Genomic DNA, 21,298 nt, shown 5'->3' with positions numbered 1-21,298 from the left:
AGCTTCCATCCCGGTACGTACGAGGGTGAACAGAGGAGCGGACGAGCGGACAACGCGAACGGCCCGACACGTCGCACGGGCCGGGGTCTCCACCCTACGACGACGCCGGACCCCCGGCGCGGGGTATCCCGCCACGCGCCGCCCCGCCCCGTCCCGGGCAGCCGTACGGCCCCGGGGCGGGAGAGCCGCTCCGGGGCCGTACGGGTGCGCGTCCAGGGGTGCTAGGGCCTGTCTGACCATGGGCGTCGGATCAGGCCGGGTCGTTCGGTGCGTGCGATCGGCGTGCGGCCGGGGCGCCCTTGTAGCGGAGCTACTCGGGCGTTTCGGCCGTGCGGCATGGGGGCACCTCCCGCGCCCGAAGGGCTACGGGGGAGTGCGTGCCGGGCGGGCCGGACCCGACGGGAATGGTCAGACAGGCCCTAGTCGCTCGCGATGGCGTTCAGGACGTTCATCCGGCCCGCCCGGAAGGCCGGGACCAGGGCGGCGAAGAGGCCGACGAAGGCGGAGCCGGCGAAGACCGTGAGGATCGTCGGCCAGGGGATCTCCAGGACGCCGAGGCCCTCCAGGGCGAGGAGCTTCTGCGCGGCCGTGCCCCAGCCCATGCCGAGGCCGAGGCCGAGCAGGGCGCCGAAGAGGGCGATCACCACCGACTCCAGGCGGATCATCCTCCGCAGCTGGCGGCGGGAGAGGCCGATCGCCCGCATGAGGCCGATCTCGCGGGTGCGCTCGACCACCGACAGCGCCAGGGTGTTCACGACGCCCAGGACCGCGACGACGATCGCCAGGGCCAGCAGGCCGTAGACGATGTTCAGGAGCTGGCCCACCTGGTTCTTCAGGTCCTCCTTGTAGTCGGCCTGGTTGGAGACCTTGTACTGGGGGTACGGGGCGAGCGCCGTCTTCAGGGACTCGTACGCCGCCGCCTCCTGCCCGTCCTTCGCGCTCGCGAGGAGCAGCGCGCTGGCCGGCACCCGCTCGGCCGGCAGGTGCGCCCGGGCGGTGGTGACGTTCGTGTACATGGCGCCGTTGTCGACGTTCCCGACGTCCGCCGTGATCGCCGCGACCCGCAGCTTCGCCGTGGAACCGTGGGCGAAGGAGACGGTGAGGGTGTCGCCGACCTTCACGCCGTGCTCGGTGGCGTAGTCGCTGCCGACGGACATCGCACCCGGCCCGTAGGCGGCCGCCAGGTCACCGGAGGCGACCTCCCGCCGCAGGTCCTGCGGGTAGGTCGGTTCCGTCGCCGCCAGCCACTCCTTCGAGACGGTGCCGCGCGGGTCGGTGATCCGCACGTCGACGGGCCGGTACTCGGTGACGTGGTCCAGGCCCGCGGCCTTCTCCACCGCGGCCTGCGCCTGCGGCACGATCGGCGCGCCCGTCTGGTTCTGCACGATGTAGTCGGCGCCGACGGACCGGTCGAGCTCCTCGGTGGCCGAGGCGACCATGGAGGAGCCGACGACGGAGAGGCAGGCGACCAGCGCCAGGCCGATCATCAGGGCCGCGCCGGTCGCGCCGGTGCGGCGCGGGTTGCGGAGGGCGTTCCGCTCGGCCATCCGGCCGACGGGCCCGAAGACCCGCAGGACGACGAGGCCCAGGACCCGCACGACCCCGCCCGCGAGGACCGGGCCGACGACGACGAAGCCGAGCAGCGACAGCACGACGCCGACGCCGAGCCACAGGGAGCCCGTACCGGCCTTCTCGGCCTGGGTCGCCGCCCACAGCGCGCCGCCGCCGGCGAGCGTCAGCAGCAGGCCGAGGGCGCCGCGGACCCGCCCGGCGCGCCCGTCGGCGGGGGTGCCGGCGTCGCGGAGGGCGGCCATCGGGGAGACCTTGCCGGCCCGGCGGGCCGGGACGTAGGCGGCGAGGACGGTGACGAGGACGCCGAGGGCGAGGCCGATGACGGGGGTGGTCCAGGCGACGGTGAGGTCACGGGTGGACAGCTCCATGCCCATGGAGGACATGAGTTCCATCAGGCCGACGGCGAGGCCGACGCCGGCGGCGACGCCGGCGACCGAGCCGATCAGGCCGAGCAGGACGGCCTCGACCAGCACGGAGCGGTTGATCTGCTCGCGGCTGGAGCCGATGGCCCGCAGCAGGCCGATCTCGCGGGTGCGCTGGGCGACCAGCATGGAGAAGGTGTTGACGATGAGGAAGATGCCGACGAGGAAGGCGATCCCGGCGAAGCCGAGCATCGCGTACTTCATGACGTCGAGGAAGCCGGCGACGTCCTCGCGACCCGCGTCGGCTGCCTCGGCGGCGGTCTGGAGCCGGTAGCCGTCGCCGAGCGCGGCGGCGAGGTCCGCCTTCAGCGCCTCGTCGCTGACGCCGGGCGCCGCGTCCACCATCACCTGGGTGAACAGGCCCTCCTTCCCGAGGAGCCGGCGCTGCGCGGTGGCGGTGTCGAAGTAGACGACGGTGGCGCCCGGGTTGGTGACCTCGAACTCGACGATGCCCGAGACGGCGGCGGTGAAGTCGCCGGCGGCGGAGATCGTGCGGAGGGGGGCGCCGAGCTTCAGGCCGTGCTTGTCGGCGGTGCCCCGGTCGACGACGACGTCGGTGGGGCCGCGCGGCTCGTGGCCCTCGACGAGCCGGACCGAACGGAGCTCGTACGGACTCCAGTTGACGGCGATCGTGGGGGCGCCGGTGGTCGGCCCGACGTTCTTGTCGTCCTCGTCGACGACGGTGACGCCCATCGAGGTGACGGAGCCCTGCGCGTCGGCGACGCCCTTCGCCTTCCGCGCCTCGTCGACGACCGAGGCCGGGAAGGACTCGGGGCGGCCGGTGTCCGGGGACTCGTCCTGCGGGTCGGCCTCCGCCGGGGAGACGGTGACGTCGGAGGCGGTGACGGCGAAGAGCTTGTCGAAGGTCGTGTTCATCGTGTCCGTGAAGACCAGGGTCCCGGACACGAACGCGACGGAGAGGAGGACGGCGACCGCGGAGAGCGCCATCCGGCCCTTGTGGGCGAGGAGGTTTCTCAGCGAGGTGCGGAAGACGGTCATGACGTCCGCCCGCGCGCGTCGAAGTCCTTCATCCGGTCGAGGACGGCGTCGGCGGTCGGCCGCTCCATCTCGTCGACGATCCGCCCGTCCGCCAGGTAGAGCACCCGGTCCGCGTAGGAGGCGGCGACCGGGTCGTGGGTGACCATGACGATCGTCTGCCCCAGCTCGTCCACGGACTGCCGCAGGAAGCCGAGGACCTCGGCGCCGGCCCGCGAGTCCAGGTTCCCGGTCGGCTCGTCCCCGAAGATGATCTCCGGGCGGGCGGCGAGCGCCCGCGCGACGGCGACGCGCTGCTGCTGGCCGCCGGAGAGCTCGGCCGGCCGGTGCCCCAGCCGCCCGGCGAGGCCGACGGTGTCGACGACCCGGTCCAGCCACTCCCGGTCGGGCCTGCGCCCCGCGATGTCCATCGGCAGCGTGATGTTCTCCAGGGCGCTCAGCGTCGGCAGCAGGTTGAACGCCTGGAAGATGAAGCCGATCCGGTCCCGGCGCAGCCGCGTGAGCTTCTTGTCCTTGAGCCCGGTGATCTCGGTCTCGTCGAGGAAGATCTGCCCGCCGGTGACGGTGTCGAGGCCGGCGAGGCAGTGCATCAGGGTCGACTTGCCGGACCCCGAGGGGCCCATGATCGCGGTGAACCGGCCGCGCGCGATGTCCACGTCGACGTGGTCCAGCGCGACGACCCGCGTCTCCCCGGAGCCGTACGCCTTGACGACCTGCCGCGCCCGCGCGGCGACGGCCGTCTGCCCTTCGGTACCCCCGTGCCGGGGGATGGTCACAGCCGTGGTCACGGTCTTCTCCTCAACGAGAGCGGGTGGTGTGTAAGAACAAGCTAAGGACGGCACCCGCTCCTTCTCGTCCTCCGCCGGGACGACCGCCCCCTGGCTCGCATGGGGGAGCTCCCCCTAGGGGTTCCTCGGCCCACGGTCGGAGTGAGACCCTGTCCGCACACATTTAGGTGTACGAAGAAAGAGAAGGGCGATCAGGGTGACGGACGGCAGAACGGCCCCGCGCGAGCGGTCCACCCCCCAGGCCCCGCCCGCGGACCGCCGCCGCGGTGCCGTCGTCGCCGCCCTCATGCTCTGCATGGCGCTCGCCGCCCTCGACGGCACCATCGTCGCCACCGCCGTTCCCCAGATCGTCGGCGACCTCGGCGGCCTCTCCGTCTTCTCCTGGCTCTTCTCCGGCTACCTCCTCGCCGTCACCGTCACCCTGCCCGTGTACGGCAAGCTCAGCGACACCTTCGGCCGCAAGCCGGTCCTCGTCGCCGGCACCGTCCTCTTCCTCGCCGGCTCCCTGCTCTGCGCCGCCGCCTGGAACATGGCCGCGCTCATCGCCTTCCGCGTCGTGCAGGGCCTCGGCGGCGGCGCCCTCCAGGGCACCGTCCAGACGATCGCCGCCGACCTGTACCCGCTGAAGGAACGCCCCAGGATCCAGGCGAGGCTCTCCTCCGTGTGGGCCACCGCCGCCGTCGCGGGCCCGGCGGTCGGCGGCCTCCTCGCCGGATACGCCGACTGGCGCTGGATCTTCCTCATCAACCTGCCGGTCGGCGGCGTCGCCCTCTGGCTGATCGTCCGCCACCTCGCCGAACCCGCACGGCCCCCGCGCACGGCCCCGGTCCGCGTCGACTGGAAGGGCGCGCTCGGCGTCTTCGCGACCGGCGCGCTGCTGCTGGCCGCCCTCGTCCAGGGCGGCGTCGCCTGGCCCTGGCTCTCGGCGCCCTCCCTCGGCCTGCTGGGCGGCGCGGCGCTCCTCGCCGCCGCGACCGTGGCCGTCGAACGCCGGGCGGCCGAGCCGATGCTCCCCGGCTGGGTGTGGCGCCGCCGCACCATCGCCGCCGTCAACCTGTCCCTGGGCGCCCTCGGCCTCCTCATGGTCGCCCCGACCGTCTTCCTCCCGACCTACGCCCAGTCGGTCCTCGGCCTCGGGCCCATCGCCGCCGGCTTCGTCCTCTCCGCGTGGACGCTGAGCTGGCCGATCACGGCCGCCTTCTCGAACCGCGTCTACACCCGCATCGGCTTCCGGCTGACCGCCGTCCTCGGCATCTCCGGCGCCCTCGCCTGCCTCCTCGCCTTCCCCTTCCTCCCCTACCCCGGCGAGGCCTGGCAGCCGGCCCTCCTGATGCTGGTGCTCGGCGGCTGCCTCGGCCTCTTCCAGCTGCCCCTGATGGTCGGCGTGCAGTCCACCGTCCCCTACGGGGAACGGGGCACCACCACCGCGTCCGTCCTCTTCTGCCGCCAGGTCGGCCAGAGCGTCGGCGCCGCCGCCTTCGGCGCGGTCGCCAACGGCGTCCTCGCCGCCCGCCTCGGCTCCGACACGGACCTCGACACCCTCGCCCGCTCCCTCGACACCACCGACACCATCCGCCGCGCGGTCGACGCGGCCGTCGACTGGGTCTACCTCGGCGCCGCGGCCGCCGCCGCCCTCGCCCTCCTGGCCCTCCTCACCCTGGCCCCCCGCCGCTTCCCGGTACTGAAGGAGACGACGGGCGAGGAGCCCTGACCCGGCGGGTCAGAAGAGGGTGTCGTAGGCGGAGTCCTGGGTCAGGGCGGCGGGGGTGCGGCGCTTGAAGGGGGCGGACCAGTCGCCGGTGCCGGCGTAGAAGGTCTCGTCGCCGTTCCAGGCGAGGAGGTCGGCGCGGCCGTCGCCGTTGGCGTCGCCGACGGCGGTGAGGCCGGTGAAGGCGCCCCAGCCGGCCCCGACCCGCTTGCGGGCCGTGAAGGTGCCGTCGCCCTTGCCGAGGTACAGCCACAGGACGCCGGAGCGGTCCCGGGCGAGGAGGTCGCCGGCCTTCGCGCCGCCGAGGTTCCCGGCGGCGGTCAGTTCGTTGTAGACGCCCCAGCCGGCGCCGACCTTCTTGCGGGCGGAGAAGGGGGCGCTGCTGTTGCCGGTGCCGGGGTAGAGCCACAGCACGCCGGTCCTGTCGGAGGCGAGGAGGTCGGGGCGGCCGTCGCCCGTCACGTCGCTGCCGCCGGTGATCCGGTCGTAGACCTGCCAGCCGCCGCCGATCGGCCTCCGCGCCGTGAACGGCGAGTGCCGGAAGCCGGTGCCGTGGTAGAGCCACAGCATGCCGGAGCGGTCGCGGGCGAGGGTGTCGGGTGCCGGGCCGCCCGCGACGTTCCCGACGGACGCCAGCCGGTCGTACGCCTTCCAGCCGCCGCCGACGCGGGAGCCGCCGGTGTCGGTGAGGGAGCCGCCGGGGGCGGTCGGCCGGGTGCCGTAGCGCCACAGGACGCCCTCGGGGTCCCGGGTCAGGAGGTCGGCGGTGCCGTCGTCGTCGTAGTCGTGCGCGGCGGCGGGACGGGTGACGGAGAACCGGCCGGTGGCGACGGCCTCGGGGCCGATGCCGTCGTCCGGGCGGGCGGTGAGCTTCCACTCGTACGCGCCGTTGCGGGCGGGCGCGCCCCAGTCCCCGGCCTCCAGGTCCTTGCCGTCCCAGTGCCAGGTGATCCGGCGGGGGGCGCCGGCGGCGCCGTTCGCGACGGGCCAGCCGCTGTACACGGTCGTCCCGCTGGACACGTGGGTGACGGTCAGCCACACGCGGCTGTCCCCCCGGGACAGGTCCCAGGCGAGGTCGACCCCGCGCGCGGCCTGTTCGCCGGTCAGCTCCTTCGGGACCGAGGCGCCCGTGACGGCGACGACGGTCGACTGGCCCGTCGACGCGACGAGTTCGACCAGCGGCCGGCCGCCCTCGGGGCTCGGCGAGATCCGGTAGAGGCCCTCGCCGCGGTCGGCGGTTCCGCCACGCACCAGGAGGGTGCCGCCGGGGCCGGGGACGGCGGAGGAGTGGGCGGTGAGGAGTTCGACGCGCGCGGCGTCGTCGACCGTGCCGCCGGTCCCGATCGGCCAGGCGGTGAGGGGACGCTTCCGGGGGTTGCTCGCGCCGTCGGTGAAGGAGGACGTCTCGATGTGGACGGGCTGGCCCTGGACGATCCAGCCGCCGACGAGGTGGAGCGGGTCGTACGGCACACCGGTCGCCCTGACCAGCGCGCGCTCGGTCGTGCCCCGCTTGTGCACGCCGAACCAGTCCGCGGTGGCGTCCGATTCGCGCCACACCGCGTACGCGTCGGAGACCGCGCCCCACATCTCGACGCGGCGGGGCTCGTCGGCGGGGGCCGTGTACTCCGCGGCGGCCGCGACCAGGTCGACGACCACCTTGCGGTAGCGCTGCTCCGCGTCCACGCAGTCGTAGACGGCGGCCCCGGCGCCGAAACCCCCTTGCAGGCTCGGCTCGCAGTCGCCCGAGATCCCGGTGACCGCCCGGAGGACCGGCTTGCCGTCCTCGACGGTGAGGAGGTGCGGCCGGTGCGTGCCGGTCGCGGAGACGACGGAGACCGCGAGGGTGGAGCCGAAGACGGCCGCGAAGCGGTGGCGGGGCCCGAAGGCGTCGAGGTCCACCACGACCGGGTCGGCCGCCGCCGAGGCGGGCGTCGACATGTCACGGAGCCTCAGCACGCGCTGGGACCGCAGCTCGGTCTCGTCGCCGACGGCGATCAGGTCCGCGGGCCCGCCGCCCACGAACGCGCCCGGCACGACGACCGAGGTCCCGTCCGCGTACCAGGTCCACCGGTACTCCGGCGTCTCTCCCCGCGTCTTCGACAGGAAGCCGCTCGGCCCCGCGCCCACGACGTCCGCGTTGCGCGGAAACGATACGGCTGTGTCCTGCTGGTCCTGGCCCGTGGCCGGCGCGGCGGCCGCCGTGAACGCCGGGGCGGTGACGCCCGCCGCGGCGAGGGCGACGGTGACGGCGGCCGCCGCGATTCTCCGGCTGGTGTACGCGCGCGCGTGGATCATGTGGTGGGTTCCCCTCCCCCTCGGAAGATCCGGAGCGTACCTCCTCCGGCCGCTCAGCTCCGAAGCGGTGTGCGGGGCGTCAGGCAGAAGGGGTGCCCGGCCGGGTCCAGCAGGACGCGCCACCGGTCGGGGCGGGGCTGCCCGGCCGGGACCGTGGCGCCGAGGGCGGTCAGCCCGGCCACCGCCTCGTCCAGGTCGTCCACCTCGAAGTCCAGGTGGAGCTGTTGCGGGACCTCGCCGCCCGGCCAGGTCGGCGGGCGGTGGTCCGCGACCCGCTGGAAGCCGAGGAGCAGCCGGTCCCCGTCCACCAGGCCCGCGAAGCCGTCGTCGGAGCGCTCGTGCAGGGGCAGGCCCGTGGCCTTCGCGTAGAAGGCGGCGAGGGCGAGCGGGTCGGGGCAGTCGAGGTTCACGGCCGTCAGTCGCATCTGCATGGGCCCGAGCCTAGGTTCCGTGCCCGCCCTCCGGCCCGGACTTTTCCCACGCCGGGGGCCCGCCCTCCGGCCCGGACTTTTCCCCACGGGGGCCGACCGGGCCCGAAGCCGGCGGGGTCCCCGGAGCCGGCGGGGTCCATGGGCCCGGCGGGGTCCACGGGCCCGGCAGGCCCCGGAGCCCCTCGGCTCAGGAAGCTCCCTGGGTTCCCTGGGTTCCCTGGGTTCCCTGGGTCCCCTCGGCCCCGCCGGTCTCGCCTGCGCCCTCGGTCTCGTCCTCCCCGCCGGCCCCGCCGGTGCCCGCGGTCTCATCCGACCCGCCGGGGCCCGCGCCCCGCGCCTCCCCGCCGGGTTCCGCGGCCGCCGCCACCGGGCGGCCCGTCAGCGCCGCCAGCGAGTGGCGGATGTGCTCCATGTGCGCATGGATCTCGTCGCGGGCCTCGTCGTGCTCGCGCAGCACCCGCTCCGTCTCGCGCTCGACGCGCTCGCCCCTCATCCGGGCCTCCGCCAGGATCTCCTCCGCCTTCGCGTCGGCGTCCTCCTGGCCGTGCCGCGCCTCCTCCTCGGTGCGGGCCAGCGCCCGGCGGACCTCCTCCAGGCGGGCCTCGGCCGCGGCGAACTGCTCGGCGTGACGGGCGTCGAGGCCGGCGGCGGCGGCCTCGGCGGCGCGCTCCGCGTCGGCGCGACCGGTGCGGTGCTCCTCGGCCTGGTGGGCGAGGAGTTCGGCGGCGCGGTGCACGGTCTCCTCGTACGCCTCCCCCGCCGCCGTCCTGGCGCCCTCGGCGTCGCGCCGGGCGATGGTGTCCAGCTCCCCGGCGCGCTCACGGGCCGCCTCCAGGGCGGCGCGGGCGTGCGCCTCGGCCGCGGTCCGCACCTCCTCGGCATGGGCGCCGGCCGCCTCGCGGGTCTCGCGGGCGGCGGCGTCGGCCGCCTCCGCGACGGCCTGCGCCTCGGCCTCTGCGGCCCGGACCAGCCGCTCGTCCTCCTGCTCGGCGAGCTTCAGGATCTGCCGCGCGGCCTCGCCCAGGGACTCGTACCGCTGCGGCTTCAGCGCCGCGACGGTCTCCCGCAGCGCGGCCAGCTCCGCCTCCGCCTCCTCGGCGAGGGCGGCGAGCCGCGAGGCGCGCGCCCACGCCCCGTCGCGCTCCTCGGTCAGCACGGCGAGGTGGCGGTCGACCTGCTCCGGGCGGTACCCCCGACCCCGTCCGACGGCAAAACTCATCCTTGGCGCCCCTTCCCTGCGGTCCCTCCCAGGATGCGCCATAAGAACGGACAAAAGGCGCCAGACGTGGTGACACGTCGAGCGCCCTTCGTCACATTCCGTCTCACTGAACGTCAGAAAACGTCAGAGAACGACATCGGGGAGGCCTCCCCCGGAGATGCCCGGGGATCCCGGGGATCTCCGGGGATCTCCGGGGATCTCCGGGGATCTCCGGGAACACCTCCGAGATCTCCGGAGATCCCCGGACGGAAACCTCAGAGGAGGCCGTCCCACATCTGCTCGAGCAGCACCGACCACCAGTTCTCCGGCGACGCCAGCGCCGCCGGATCCAGCATCGCCAGCTGCGCCTGGAAATCGACCGTCCACCGCCCCGCCTGCTCCGGCGTCAGCCCGAACCTCAGCCGCCACATCCGGCCCAGCAGCGCCATCGACCGGGTGAACTCCGGCAGCCCCGTGTTCACGAACTGCGGCGGCACCGACACCCCGCCCGGACCCGCCTCCACCGGCACCGCCACGATGTGCGCGGTCCCGTACTGGACACAGATCGCCCGCCCGAAGTCCGACCCCAGCACCAGGTACGAACTCGCGTCCGCGGCCGCCGGCACCTGCCGCTGCTGCGCCAGCTCGGCCAGCGTCGGCACCACAGGCATCGCCGGCTGCGCCCAGAAGAACGGCCCGAAGTCCGCCGGCAGCCCCGCCCACATGAGCGTCACCGCCACCAGCTCCGGCACGCCCTGCCGGGACACCGCCCGCTGGTCGAACCGCAGGATCCCCGGCCCGAACGCACCCGCCAGCTCCTGGGCCACGCCCTCCGGCGGAACCGGCGGCGCCGGCTGCACCTGCGGCAGCGGCGCACGCACCGGCGCGGGACGCGCCGGACCGTCCGCCACCTGGTGCAACTCGCCCTGATGCGTCAGGAGCTGACGCATCCCCTGCTGACGACCCGCGTGATCACGCCCGTACGGCGCGATGCTCGTGATCCGCGCCTGCGGCCACGTCTCGCGGATCATCCGCGCGCAGTACCCGCCCGGCAGCTCGCAGGACTCCAGCTCCGTGTGCAGCTCCAGCACCTGCTGCGGCGGCACACCGAGCCCGCGCAGCTCGTGCAGGATCTGCCACTCCGGATGCGGGGTGCCCGGCGCCGAACGCCGGATGATCTGCTGCTCCGAACCGTCCGGCGCCCGGTACCGCAGCACCGCCTGGTACCCGGGCCCCACCGTCGGCACCCCGGCCGGCGGCTGCTGCGGATACCCGTACGCCGGAGCCGGGCCGGGACCGGGCACCGGAGCCGGACCGGGCGGCTGCGGAGCCGCCGGAGCGGGCCCCGGCGGCGGCAGCGGCGCGCCCGGACCCGCGGGCCCCGGCTGCGCCAGCATCGTCGGCGCGTGCTCGATCCCGTGCGCCGGCGTCCCCGGACCACCCGGAGCCCCCGGCGGCGGGGGCGGAGGCGGCGGCGTCCCCGGACCTGCCGGACCCGCCTGCCCCGGATGCGCCAGCATCGTCGCCGCGTGGTGCACCGGCTGCGGGGGCGTCACCGGCCCCGGCGGCGCGGGCGGCGGAGGCGTCCCCGGCTGCCCCGGCACCGGCGGCGGCGTCTGCGCCACCAACTGCGTCGGCACGTAGGCCGGCGCCGGCCCACCGGAAGTCCCACCGGGCACCCCCGGCGGAGACGGCGGAGCCACCGGCCCCCGCGCGGCCGCCTTCTTCGGCGGCAGCGTCGCCTTGCTCGTCGCCGCGTCCGCGATGTCCCCCGCACCCGGCACCGACGGCGGAACCGCCGGAGGGGGCGGCGTCGCGCCCGGCGGCGGCGGAGCCGCCGGATCCAGCCGCGGCGCCACGGCCGTCTTCGGCAGCGCGCTCCCGCCCTGCATCAGCGCCGTCGGCGCGTCCGCGCCCACCACCGGCGCCGGCGCGTCCTCGTCATCGGCCCCCGACAACGGCGGCGCGAACACGGTCGCCGGCAGCGGCACGCCCTCCACCCCGCCCGCACTCGCGTTGGCGTCCGCCCACGGACTGCCCGACGACGCCGGAACCCCGTCCATCGCCGTCGGCTCGTACTCCGCGTCCGACTCCTCGAACGACACCGACGAGGAAGGAGCCCCGTCCGACGACACCGACGCCGACCCCCCGGACTCCGCCGACGACACCGACGCCGCCGGACCCGGCAGCACACCGGCACCCGTGTCCGGCTCGGACCCCCGCTCCTCCTGCGACGCGTTCGGCCGCTGCGGCAGACCGATCTTGTCCGCCGCGTCCTGCAACCACTCCGGCGGACTCAACAGGAACGACGTCTGATTCAGATCGATCCGCGCCGGCGGCGCGGCCGGAGCCGGCACCGCCGCCTCCTCCACCGCCCCGTACTCCTCCTCGTACCGCCGGATCACCTCACCCACCGGCAACCCCGGCCACAGCGTCGCCTCACCCGAATCCCGGGCGATCACCAACCGCTGCCGCCCCGCGTCCGCCGTCGGACCGCCCTCGCGGCCCTCCGCCCACACCACGAAACCCAGACCGAACTCCCGCACCCGCACCTCCTGGTGCTGGTACGGCGGCAGATCACCGTTGACCCACTCCTCGGCACGCTCCTGCGCCTGCGCGAACGTCACCACAGCCGGCTCACCCTCCCACCGGGGCCACGGGCACGGCGCGCGCGAAGCCGCCGTCCACCATCAGGTTCGCGACCGTCTCCAGCTCCGGCGGATTGCCGGCCAGCCGCAACAAGAACGCGTCGAAGTCCGCACCGCAAGGCAGCAGCAACCGCTCCACCCGCTCGTCCACCGACCACCCCGCGGCCTCCTCGCCGGAGTCCCGCACGTCGTCGTAGGCACAGAACCACACCGAACCGACCCCGGCGCCCCGCACCTTCACCGCCACCAGACCGCCCTGCACGAAAGCCACCCCCAGGTAGTCCTTCGTCAGATGGTCCCGCAGGCACTTGTTGACGTAGACGAGGTCGTTGACCCCCGCCTCCTCGCGCACCGTGAAGAACGGCTGGTCCACCAGAAGACCCAGCTCCGCGTCGAGCGCCGCGCCCACCGGGGCGCAGCCACCCGCCACCTTCAGGAACGAGCGGTACGCCCCCGGCAGCCGGTACCCCAGGTCCTCCTCGACGCCCTGCAACTGCTGCTCCGACACCGACATCCCGCTCTTCGGCAGCCCGAAGTGCACCGGCCGGGTCTCCTGCAACGGCCGCGTGCCCCGCTTCGCGTGGTCCACCGCCGCCGTCGCCACACCACCGTGATGCCGCAGCAACGCCTTCACCTCGACCGGCACCAGTTCGAGACGCCGCGAACCCACCACGTGGTGCCACGTCCAGCCGTGCGGCGTCGCCACCGCCGGAATCGTGTCCCACAACTCGTGTCCGGTCGCCGCCATCGCCGCGTTCGCCGACACGTAGTCCGTCAGCCGCAGCTCGTCGACACCGAAACCCTCCGGAGGCTCCGCGATCTCCGCCGCCGCACGCGCGTACGGCGAGAAGTCCGGGAAACCCCGCTCGTCCACCCGCACGCCGCGCGGATGCCGCGAGGCGCGCACCGGATCCGGGAAACGCACGACCTGCCCGGCATAGGCCGCGTTCGGTGGCGCGGTGGACTGCCCGAGCCGACCTGTCGTCATGGCGGTTGCCCCCTGCATGGCGTCACTGGCTGCTACTGCTTGCTCCTGCTGCCGGACCCCGCTGCGCACAGCTCGCCCGACCGATCCCGCACAGCCTATGCGCTGCCACAAGAGCACGAACCGGCCCTCGCCCCCGCACACCGTCCCCGCACACGCACCGTCACCAACCGTCACGAAGCCATGACGACCCGACCACGGCTCCGACACACCGGCATGTCGAAACCCCCACCCAGCTTCCCCATATGGCTCCCTATTTGGCAGGCTGTGCACCGCAACTCGGGGGATTGCAGGAGGGGAAGAACAGCACCATGTACACCAGCACGACGCCCACGCAGGGTGACCCACGCCTCAACTGGAGCAGCGACACCGACAACGGTCGCGCCCCCTTACTGCTCCACCGCCGCGACGGCATCCTGCCCGCCGTCGGCGCCGCCCTGTCCGTACGCGGAGAGACCCTCACCTGCACCGCCGGCCGAGGAGACGCCCCGCCCGTCCTCCACGCCCTCGTGCAGGACTTCCTCGACACCCTCACCAGCGGCCAGCGCGAACGCTTCACCGGACGGTGTCCCGAAGCCATCCTGCTCTCCCGGCACCTCACCGCCGCCGAGAACAACCGCTCCCGACGCGCCCAGCGCAAACCCCTCACCGCCGGAGAGGCCCGCCGCAGCCTCAAACACGCCAAGATCACCGCACGCCGCATCCGCGAGGACGGCGACCCCCTGCACGGCAGCTACGCCGCACCCTGCCGCTCCTGCGCCGCCCTGCTCGACCACTTCGGCGTCCGCACCGTCGACCCGGCCCCCGCACCACCCGCCCAGAACGGCTGACCCACGTGTCCGACACCACCCGCTTCCCCGTCAACGTCGACGCCGCCCTCCGCGACGCCGGCTGGCAGCCCGGACGCTGGGACATCAAGATCGCCGAGGAATGGGCCGACACCCTCCGCGCCCACGTCTCCCCCGCCGGCCACCGGCACAGCGTCTTCCCCGCCGCCGTCGAAGCCTGGGCCGAATTCGGCGGCCTCCGCCTCACCGCCCCCGGCCACGGACGCCAGATAGCACCCGCCACCCTCCGCTTCGACCCCCTCGCCGGCCTCCACCTCGCCCGCACCCTCGCCGACCTCGGCCGCGCCCTCGGCACCGAACTCGCCCCGCTCGGCGAAGAGGGCGACCACCAGGCCGTCCTCGCCATGGACGCCGAAGGACGCGTCTACAGCCTCGACCACGCCGGCGACTGGTACCTCGGCCGCGACATCGACACCGCCCTCGCCACCCTCGTCACCGGCACCCGCCCCGCCCGCCTCACCACCGGCTAGACCCGCGCCCCCACCCGGAGGACACCCCCTACACGCCGTCCCCCGCCACCGGAACCGACACCGGAATCACCGCCGACACCTTGAAACCACCCGCGTCCGTCGGCCCCGACACGAACACCCCGCCCAACCGCACGACCCGCTCCTTCATCCCCACCAGACCGTTCCCCCCGCTCGGCAGACCCGCGTCCGCCGCACCCGCGTCCGACGGACCGTTCTCCACCTGCATCGCCACCTCGGCCCCCCGGTGCGCCAGACGCACCACCACCTCCGCGCCCGGCGCGTGCTTGTGCACGTTCGTCAACGCCTCCTGCACCACCCGGTACGCCGTCCGCTCCACCTCCCGCGGATACGCCCCCGACTCCCCCAGCACCACCAGCTCCACCACCGCACCCGCCAGCCGCGACTGCTCGCACAACCCCTCCAGGGCACACAGCCCCGGCCCCTCCTCCGACGCCGCGGCCTGTGCCGCGGCCGCCGCGGCCCGCCCCACCGCCGCCAACGGCACCCCACCCGAAACCGCGGGAACCGACTCCTCCCGCAACACCCCCAGCATCTCCCGCAGCTCCGTCAACGCCTGGCGCCCCATGTCACCCACCAGCGCCGCGTTCCTCACCGCCTTCTGCGGATCCTTCAGCGCCACCGCCTGCAACGCCGCCGCGTGCACCACCATCAGCGACACCCGGTGCGCCACCACGTCGTGCATCTCCCGCGCGATCCGCCGCCGCTCCTCCTGCCGCGCCCACTGCGCCCTCTGCTCCGCCCGGTCCGCGAGCAGCGACAGCTCCTGCTCCAGCGAGTCCGCCCGCTCCCGCAGGCTCTCCATCAGCCGCCGGCGGGCCCCTATGTAGAGCCCGAACAGCACCGGCGGCGCGTTCAGCCCCAGCGTCATGAAGAGCGCCATCACCGGCACGTACCAGGTGCTCGGATCGAAGTCGTCGGCCTGCGCGGCGATGTCCCGCCGCATCTCCACCGCCGTCACGACGAACACGGCCACCGTCGCCATGCCCGCCAGCACCGCCGTGTACCGCCGCGGCACCTCCGACGCCGCCAGCGTGTACAACCCGACGATCCCCATCAGGAAGCCCATCTCGGCCGGCGCCACCGCGATCGACACCAGCACCACGGTGATCGGCCACCGCCGCCGCACCAGCAGCACGGACCCCACCAGGAACCCGAAGAGCGCCCCGAGCCCCTCCGGCACCCCCGCCTTCCCCGCGAACCCCACGCCCTCGACGGCGCACTCCGCCGCCGACACCAGCGCCAGCCCGACGTCGAGCACGGCGCTGCGCCGCCGCCCCCACCACCACAGCGCGCCCGGCGCGTCCCGATCTGCCCCCGTTGCAGTCATGCCCCCACCCTACGGGCGGCCCCCCGCGCCGCCCGAAGGACGTCAACCTCCCCGCACACCAGTCCCTCGAACCGTTGAACCGTCCGAACTTTCGACACGGGGGTCCGCATTCCGGACGACGCTTTTCACATGACCGCGGAAATGGACCGGTACGCGGACTTCGAGGGCCTGCGCGCCCAGGCGGTGGCCCTCCGCCGCGAGGGCCTCAGCCTCCGCCAGATCCGCGACCGCCTGAAGACCTTCGACAACGACCTCCTCCAGCGCCTCGTCGAGGGCGGGCCCCCGCCGGAGTGGACCCGGCGCCCCGACGCCAAGGACGACCTCCGCGACCGCGCCCGCGAGCTGCGGCTCCGGGGCATGACCCGCGACCGGATCCAGGTCGAGCCGGACTGCTCGAAGAGCTCGATCAGCCTGTGGGTACGGGACCTGCCGAAAGCCGACCGCCGGACACCCGCCGAGCGGGGGAGGGAGGCAGCCCGCGAGCGCTGGGTCCATGACCACCCCTCGCGCGAGGCGGCCCGCACGGCGATGGTCCAGGAGGCGGAGAAGGCGGTGGGAGAGCCGACCGCCCGGGAGCTCTTCCTCGCGGGCGTGGCGCTTCACCGGGCCGACGGATCCAAGAGCAAGCCCTACCGGCGGGACGAGACGGTCGCATTCGTCAACAGCGACCCGGACGTCATCAGGGCCGACCGTGCGCAAGAACACGGGCCCCGAGTACCGGGGATGCCTCGCCGTCCGCGTCTCGGCCGGCACCGACTTGTACCGTCGCATCGAAGGCTCCCGGTACGGCATAGTAGGGGCGGCGACCGCACCCGGTGTACCAAATCGGGCATAGCGGTAATCCCGGGTCGTCTAAGGGCAAGACGGTGTCTTTTGGTGTCACTTATGGGGGTTCGAGTCCTCCCCCGGGAGCCAGCTGGTTTCGGGCCCTGACCGCGCAGGTCAGGGCCCTTCCTCATGGGTGCCCCCCGGCCCACCGGTATCCTTCGTGCGTCCACCACCCAGAGCCGAAGGGCATTTCCGTGAGCGCCAACCGCCCGGCAGCCGTCGTCGTCCTCGCAGCGGGTGAGGGCACCCGCATGAAGTCCAAGACCCCCAAGGTTCTGCACGAGATCGCCGGGCGTTCGCTCGTCGGTCACGTCGTGTCCGCCGCGCGCGAGCTGGAGCCCGAGCACCTCGTCGTGGTCGTGGGACACGCCCGGGAGCAGGTGCGGGGGCACCTGGAGGAGGTGTACCCGGGGACCCGTACCGCCGTGCAGGAGGAGCAGAACGGGACCGGTCACGCGGTGCGGATGGCGCTGGAGGAGCTGGGCGCCGCGCCCCGGGGGACCGTGGTCGTGGTGTGCGGTGACACCCCGCTGCTGTCCGGCGCGACGCTGAAGGCGCTCGCCGAGACGCACGCCGGCGACGGCAACGCGGTGACCGTGCTGACCGCCGAGGTGCCGGACGCGACGGGGTACGGGCGGATCGTGCGGGACCTGTCCACCGGGGCCGTGACGGCGATCGTCGAGCACAAGGACGCCTCTCCCGGCCAGCTCGACATCCGGGAGATCAACTCCGGGGTGTTCGCCTTCGACGGGGCGCTGCTCTCGCAGGCCATCAAGCAGCTGCGGACGGACAACAGCCAGGGCGAGGAGTACCTCACCGACGTGCTGTCGATCCTGCGCGAGGCGGGTCACCGGGTCGGCGCGTCGGTCGCCGCCGACCACCGGGAGATCCTCGGGATCAACAACCGGGTGCAGCTGGCCGAGGCCCGGACGCTGCTGAACCGGCGGCTGCTGGAGGCCGCGATGACGGCCGGCGTGACGGTGGTCGACCCGTCCTCCGTGGTGGTGGACGTGACCGTGACCTTCGAGCCGGACGCGGTGATCCACCCGGGTACGCAGCTGCTGGGTGCCACGCACGTGGCCGAGGACGCCGAGGTCGGCCCGAACACGCGCCTGACGGACACGACGGTGGGCCGGGGCGCCCGGGTGGACAACACCGTGGCGGTCTCGGCCGTGATCGGCGAGGGCGCCTCGGTGGGTCCGTACGCCTACCTCCGTCCGGGCACCAGGCTCGGCGCGAAGGCGAAGGCCGGTACCTACGTCGAGATGAAGAACGCGACGCTCGGCGAGGGCACGAAGGTCCCCCACCTGTCCTACGTGGGTGACGCGACGATCGGCGAGTACACGAACATCGGCGCGGCGAGCGTCTTCGTGAACTACGACGGCGAGGCGAAGCACCACACCACGATCGGGTCGCACTGCCGGACCGGGTCGGACAACATGTTTGTGGCTCCCATCACCATCGGGGACGGCGTCTACACGGCCGCCGGATCCGTGATCACGAAGGACGTGCCGGCGGGTGCGCTGGCCGTCGCGCGGGGCCAGCAGCGGAATATCGAGGGCTGGGTCGCCCGGAAGCGGCCCGGCAGCGCGGCGGCGCAGGCCGCCGAGGCGAGCTCGGAAGGATCCGCCGGCGAAAGCTGACCGGAAACAGGTACGTCGAACGAGGCGTACCGTGATACGTGCACACAAATTCGGCTGGTTCGCACACGCGCTCGGGAGCGCGGGTCTTGCGGCCAGGGAACACGTCTGAGGAGACAGTGCTGTGACCGGGATCAAGACGACCGGCGAGAAGAAGCTGATGCTCTTCTCCGGCCGCGCCCACCCCGAGCTGGCCGAGGAGGTCGCGCACCAGCTGGGTGTCGGTCTCGTTCCGACCAAGGCGTTCGACTTCGCCAACGGTGAGATCTACGTCCGCTTCCAGGAGTCGGCCCGTGGTGCGGACTGCTTCCTGATCCAGAGCCACACGGCTCCGATCAACAAGTGGATCATGGAGCAGCTGATCATGATCGATGCTCTGAAGCGGGCCTCGGCCCGGAGCATCACCGTGATCGTGCCGTCCTACGGCTACGCCCGTCAGGACAAGAAGCACCGCGGTCGCGAGCCGATCTCGGCCCGTCTGGTGGCGGACCTGATGAAGACGGCCGGCGCGGACCGCATCCTGACCGTGGACCTGCACACCGACCAGATCCAGGGCTTCTTCGACGGTCCGGTGGACCACCTGTCGGCGCTGCCGGTCCTGGCGGACTACGTGGGCGGCAAGGTCGACCGCGAGAAGCTGACGATCGTCTCCCCCGACGCCGGCCGCGTCCGGGTCGCCGACCGCTGGTGCGACCGTCTGGACGCGCCGCTGGCGATCGTGCACAAGCGCCGCGACAAGGACGTCGCCAACCAGGTGACCGTCCACGAGGTCGTCGGTGACGTGAAGGGCCGCGTCTGTGTGCTGGTGGACGACATGGTCGACACGGGCGGCACGATCTGCGCGGCGGCCGAGGCGCTCTTCGCGCACGGCGCCGAGGACGTCATCGTGACGGCGACGCACGGCATCCTGTCGGGTCCGGCCGCGGACCGCCTGAAGAACTCCAAGGTGAGCGAGTTCGTCTTCACGGACACCCTGCCGGTGCCCGGCTCGCTGGAGCTGGACAAGATCACGGTGCTGTCGATCGCGCCGACGATCGCGCGCGCGGTGCGCGAGGTCTTCGAGGACGGTTCGGTGACGAGCCTCTTCGAGGAGCACTGAGCCGCGGGGTCCACGCCCGAGGGCCGTCTTCCCCGTTCGGGGGAGGCGGCCCTCGGGCGTTCTCCCGGGGGTGATCCATTTGGGGGGCCGGAGGCGGGCGGGTAGACTGCTGAGGTTGCTCGGCGAGGGAGGCCGGTACCCGTATCGGGTCGGCGCTCCGTTATCGACGCGCTCTTCGTAGCAGGCCATCGCCAGTCGGCGGCCGGGTGACAGTCGCAACCGTCACCACCACTACGAGGAGTGCACATGTCCGAGGTCAAGCTCGCCGTCTCCGTCCGTACCGAGTTCGGCAAGGGCGCCGCCCGCAAGATCCGCCGCAACGCCCAGGTTCCCGCCGTCCTCTACGGTCACGGCTCGGAGCCCGTCCACCTGACCCTCCCGGGCCACGAGACCGTCATGGCGCTCCGCACCCCGAACGTCCTGCTGTCCCTGGACATCGAGGGCAAGGGCACCGAGCTGGCCATCCCGAAGGCCGCCCAGCGCGACCCGCTGAAGGGCTCGCTGGAGCACGTGGACCTCATCATCGTGAAGCGCGGCGAGAAGGTCACCGTCGAGGTTCCGGTCGTCGCCGAGGGCGAGCTCGCCGCCGGTGGCAACCTGCTGGAGCACGTCCTCAACACCCTCTCCGTCGAGGCCGAGGCCACCCACCTCCCCGAGGCCGTCACGGTCTCCGTCGAGGGCCTGGAGGCCGGTGCCTCCGTCACCGCCGACGCCATCGAGCTGCCGAAGGGCGTCACCCTGGTGACCGAGGCCGACGCCGTCGTCCTGCAGGTCCTGGCCGCCCAGGCCGAGGAGCCGGCCGCGGAGTCCGCCGAGGGCGACGAGGCTGCCGCCGAGGCCTGAGCCGTAGGCTCTTGTCCGACGTGACGGGGTGACGGGCCGTGCGGCCCGTCACCCCGTTTCTCTTTTCCTGTGATCAAGGAGTTGGCGATGACCGACGACGCGAACGCGCCCTGGCTGATCGTCGGCCTCGGCAATCCCGGGCCGGAGTACGCGGGCAACCGCCACAACATCGGCTTCATGGTGGTGGACCTGCTGGCGGAGCGGATCGGCGGGAAGTTCAAGCGGGCGCAGAAGGCCCAGGCGCAGATCGTGGAGGGCCGGCTGGGACCGGTGGGCCCGGCGAACCGGCGGGTGGTGCTGGCGAAGCCGATGTCGTACATGAACCTGTCCGGTGGTCCGGTGACGGCGCTGCGGGACTTCTACAAGGTGCCGACCGCGCACGTGCTGGCGGTCCACGACGAGCTGGACATCGACTACGCGACGCTGCGGCTGAAGCTGGGCGGCGGGGACAACGGGCACAACGGCCTGAAGTCGATGACGAAGGCGATGGGTCCCGACTACCACCGGGTGCGGTGCGGGATCGGGCGTCCGCCGGGCCGGATGCAGGTCGCGGACTTCGTGCTGAAGGACTTCTCGTCGACGGAGCGCAAGGAGCTGGACTGGTTCGTGGACCGGTCGGCGGACGCGGTGGAGTGCCTGGTGACCGAGGGTCTGGAGCGGGCGCAGTCGGCGTACAACTCCTGACTTCCCGGGCCGTCGGGTTCCGGGGGGTACGACTGTACGATCGCGGGTCATGACGCACGTCCGGAACGCCGCCATGGCCCTCGTCGCCGTCCTCCTCGTCGTCGCGGGGGTGTGGGCCTCGTGGGGCGCCGCGCAGCACGTCCTGCTGGCGAAGGGGCGTGAGCACGGGACGCTGACGGTGGCGGGGTGTTCGGAGGAGCGGTGTTCCGGGAGCTACGTGCCGGACGATCCGGGGGCGCCGCGGCGGACGCTGGCGATCGGGCGGTCGGTGGCGGCGGGTCCGGGGTCGGTGATCCCGGTGGTGGTGAAGCCGGGGACGGACGAGGGGGTGCGGGCCGGCTGGGGCGGTGGGCTCCACGCGTGGCTGCCGCTGGGCGGGGCGCTGGTGCTGGCGGCGCCGCTGGTGGCGGGCGGGCTGCGGCTGCGCAGGACGGCGTGGTCGATGGCGGGCGCGGGTGCGGCAGTGTGGGTGGGGGCGTTCCTGACGCTGTGACG

16 protein-coding genes, 1 tRNA gene and 1 pseudogene are annotated in these 21,298 nt (G+C 73.5%); 10 read left to right on the top strand and 8 right to left on the bottom strand.

The window, feature by feature from the left end:
* Positions 1-419: 419 nt before the first annotated feature.
* Positions 420-2,993: an ABC transporter permease gene (locus IE287_RS23915; RefSeq protein ID WP_189851220.1), complete on the bottom strand. Its 2,574-nt coding sequence runs from the start codon at positions 2,991-2,993 to the stop codon at positions 420-422.
* Positions 2,990-3,778 (bottom strand): ABC transporter ATP-binding protein, encoded by a 789-nt coding sequence (locus IE287_RS23910; protein WP_189851219.1) that lies wholly within the window; start codon positions 3,776-3,778, stop codon positions 2,990-2,992. The genes IE287_RS23915 and IE287_RS23910 overlap by 4 nt, the downstream gene beginning before the upstream one ends.
* A 196-nt stretch (positions 3,779-3,974) precedes the next feature.
* Between IE287_RS23910 and IE287_RS23905 the strand changes: the two genes are divergently transcribed.
* Positions 3,975-5,489 carry an MFS transporter gene (locus IE287_RS23905; protein WP_229883680.1) on the top strand — a complete coding sequence of 505 codons (1,515 nt, stop codon included), beginning with the start codon at positions 3,975-3,977 and terminating at the stop codon, positions 5,487-5,489.
* Positions 5,490-5,498: 9 nt separating this feature from the next.
* On the opposite strand, the gene IE287_RS23900 is transcribed toward IE287_RS23905, so the two are convergent.
* The 5 genes from IE287_RS23900 to IE287_RS23880 form a co-directional block, all read right to left on the bottom strand.
* Positions 5,499-7,781: an FG-GAP repeat domain-containing protein gene (locus tag IE287_RS23900; protein ID WP_189851218.1), complete on the bottom strand. Its 2,283-nt coding sequence runs from the start codon at positions 7,779-7,781 to the stop codon at positions 5,499-5,501.
* A gap of 53 nt (positions 7,782-7,834) precedes the next feature.
* Positions 7,835-8,212 carry a VOC family protein gene (locus tag IE287_RS23895; RefSeq protein WP_189851217.1) on the bottom strand — a complete coding sequence of 126 codons (378 nt, stop codon included), beginning with the start codon at positions 8,210-8,212 and terminating at the stop codon, positions 7,835-7,837.
* A gap of 187 nt (positions 8,213-8,399) precedes the next feature.
* A complete protein-coding gene (locus tag IE287_RS23890; protein WP_308436879.1) occupies positions 8,400-9,431 on the bottom strand; it encodes a cellulose-binding protein in 1,032 nt (343 codons plus the stop codon).
* A gap of 254 nt (positions 9,432-9,685) precedes the next feature.
* The gene (locus tag IE287_RS23885; protein ID WP_189851216.1) at positions 9,686-12,040 is read right to left on the bottom strand and encodes an SUKH-4 family immunity protein; all 2,355 of its coding nucleotides are present in this window, start codon (positions 12,038-12,040) and stop codon (positions 9,686-9,688) included.
* A 7-nt stretch (positions 12,041-12,047) separates the two neighbouring features.
* Positions 12,048-13,046 (bottom strand): SMI1/KNR4 family protein, encoded by a 999-nt coding sequence (locus tag IE287_RS23880; protein WP_189851215.1) that lies wholly within the window; start codon positions 13,044-13,046, stop codon positions 12,048-12,050.
* A 308-nt stretch (positions 13,047-13,354) separates the two neighbouring features.
* On the opposite strand from IE287_RS23880, the gene IE287_RS23875 reads away from it, so the two are divergent.
* Positions 13,355-13,873, top strand: coding sequence for a YwqJ-related putative deaminase (locus IE287_RS23875; RefSeq protein WP_189851214.1), 519 nt, complete (start codon positions 13,355-13,357; stop codon positions 13,871-13,873).
* On the top strand, positions 13,870-14,361 hold the full coding sequence (locus IE287_RS23870) for an SUKH-3 domain-containing protein (protein ID WP_373307886.1): 492 nt from the start codon (positions 13,870-13,872) through the stop codon (positions 14,359-14,361). Before IE287_RS23875 ends, IE287_RS23870 begins: the two co-directional genes overlap by 4 nt.
* Positions 14,362-14,389: 28 nt before the next feature.
* On the opposite strand, the gene IE287_RS23865 is transcribed toward IE287_RS23870, so the two are convergent.
* The gene (locus IE287_RS23865) at positions 14,390-15,709 is read right to left on the bottom strand and encodes a sensor histidine kinase (RefSeq protein ID WP_189851212.1); all 1,320 of its coding nucleotides are present in this window, start codon (positions 15,707-15,709) and stop codon (positions 14,390-14,392) included.
* A 129-nt stretch (positions 15,710-15,838) separates the two neighbouring features.
* Between IE287_RS23865 and IE287_RS38685 the strand changes: the two are divergent.
* The 7 genes and pseudogenes from IE287_RS38685 to IE287_RS23835 all read left to right on the top strand — a co-directional run bounded on the left by IE287_RS38685 (position 15,839) and on the right by IE287_RS23835 (position 21,296).
* Positions 15,839-16,544: pseudogene (locus IE287_RS38685) on the top strand (hypothetical protein).
* A 6-nt stretch (positions 16,545-16,550) separates the two neighbouring features.
* Positions 16,551-16,624 (top strand) — tRNA-Gln (locus IE287_RS23860).
* A gap of 107 nt (positions 16,625-16,731) precedes the next feature.
* The gene (glmU, locus tag IE287_RS23855) at positions 16,732-18,180 is read left to right on the top strand and encodes a bifunctional UDP-N-acetylglucosamine diphosphorylase/glucosamine-1-phosphate N-acetyltransferase GlmU (protein ID WP_189851211.1); all 1,449 of its coding nucleotides are present in this window, start codon (positions 16,732-16,734) and stop codon (positions 18,178-18,180) included.
* Positions 18,181-18,301: 121 nt separating this feature from the next.
* The gene (locus tag IE287_RS23850) at positions 18,302-19,276 is read left to right on the top strand and encodes a ribose-phosphate diphosphokinase (RefSeq protein WP_031007234.1); all 975 of its coding nucleotides are present in this window, start codon (positions 18,302-18,304) and stop codon (positions 19,274-19,276) included.
* Between the two features lie 246 nt (positions 19,277-19,522).
* Complete coding sequence (locus IE287_RS23845; protein WP_189851210.1) at positions 19,523-20,119, top strand: 50S ribosomal protein L25/general stress protein Ctc; 597 nt, start codon at positions 19,523-19,525, stop codon at positions 20,117-20,119.
* Positions 20,120-20,206: 87 nt separating this feature from the next.
* The gene (pth, locus tag IE287_RS23840; RefSeq protein ID WP_189851209.1) at positions 20,207-20,803 is read left to right on the top strand and encodes an aminoacyl-tRNA hydrolase; all 597 of its coding nucleotides are present in this window, start codon (positions 20,207-20,209) and stop codon (positions 20,801-20,803) included.
* Between the two features lie 49 nt (positions 20,804-20,852).
* Positions 20,853-21,296: a hypothetical protein gene (locus tag IE287_RS23835; RefSeq protein ID WP_189851208.1), complete on the top strand. Its 444-nt coding sequence runs from the start codon at positions 20,853-20,855 to the stop codon at positions 21,294-21,296.
* Positions 21,297-21,298: the final 2 nt, after the last annotated feature.

The organism is Streptomyces omiyaensis (assembly GCF_014650895.1).
GTDB classification, from domain to species: Bacteria; Actinomycetota; Actinomycetes; order Streptomycetales; family Streptomycetaceae; genus Streptomyces; species Streptomyces omiyaensis.
This window is presented reverse-complemented; position numbering and strand designations above follow the sequence as displayed.

Bases quoted from the DNA above. Each gene is read 5' to 3' on its own strand.
- IE287_RS23915 (WP_189851220.1), bottom strand. From the start codon at position 2,993: ATGACCGTCTTCCGCACCTCGCTGAGAAACCTCCTCGCCCACAAGGGC.
- IE287_RS23900 (WP_189851218.1), bottom strand. From the start codon at position 7,781: ATGATCCACGCGCGCGCGTACACCAGCCGGAGAATCGCGGCGGCCGCC.
- IE287_RS23895 (WP_189851217.1), bottom strand. From the start codon at position 8,212: ATGCAGATGCGACTGACGGCCGTGAACCTCGACTGCCCCGACCCGCTC.
- IE287_RS23890 (WP_308436879.1), bottom strand. From the start codon at position 9,431: ATGAGTTTTGCCGTCGGACGGGGTCGGGGGTACCGCCCGGAGCAGGTC.
- IE287_RS23880 (WP_189851215.1), bottom strand. From the start codon at position 13,046: ATGACGACAGGTCGGCTCGGGCAGTCCACCGCGCCACCGAACGCGGCC.
- IE287_RS23875 (WP_189851214.1), top strand. From the start codon at position 13,355: ATGTACACCAGCACGACGCCCACGCAGGGTGACCCACGCCTCAACTGG.
- IE287_RS23865 (WP_189851212.1), bottom strand. From the start codon at position 15,709: ATGACTGCAACGGGGGCAGATCGGGACGCGCCGGGCGCGCTGTGGTGG.
- IE287_RS23845 (WP_189851210.1), top strand. From the start codon at position 19,523: ATGTCCGAGGTCAAGCTCGCCGTCTCCGTCCGTACCGAGTTCGGCAAG.
- pth (WP_189851209.1), top strand. From the start codon at position 20,207: ATGACCGACGACGCGAACGCGCCCTGGCTGATCGTCGGCCTCGGCAAT.
- IE287_RS23835 (WP_189851208.1), top strand. From the start codon at position 20,853: ATGACGCACGTCCGGAACGCCGCCATGGCCCTCGTCGCCGTCCTCCTC.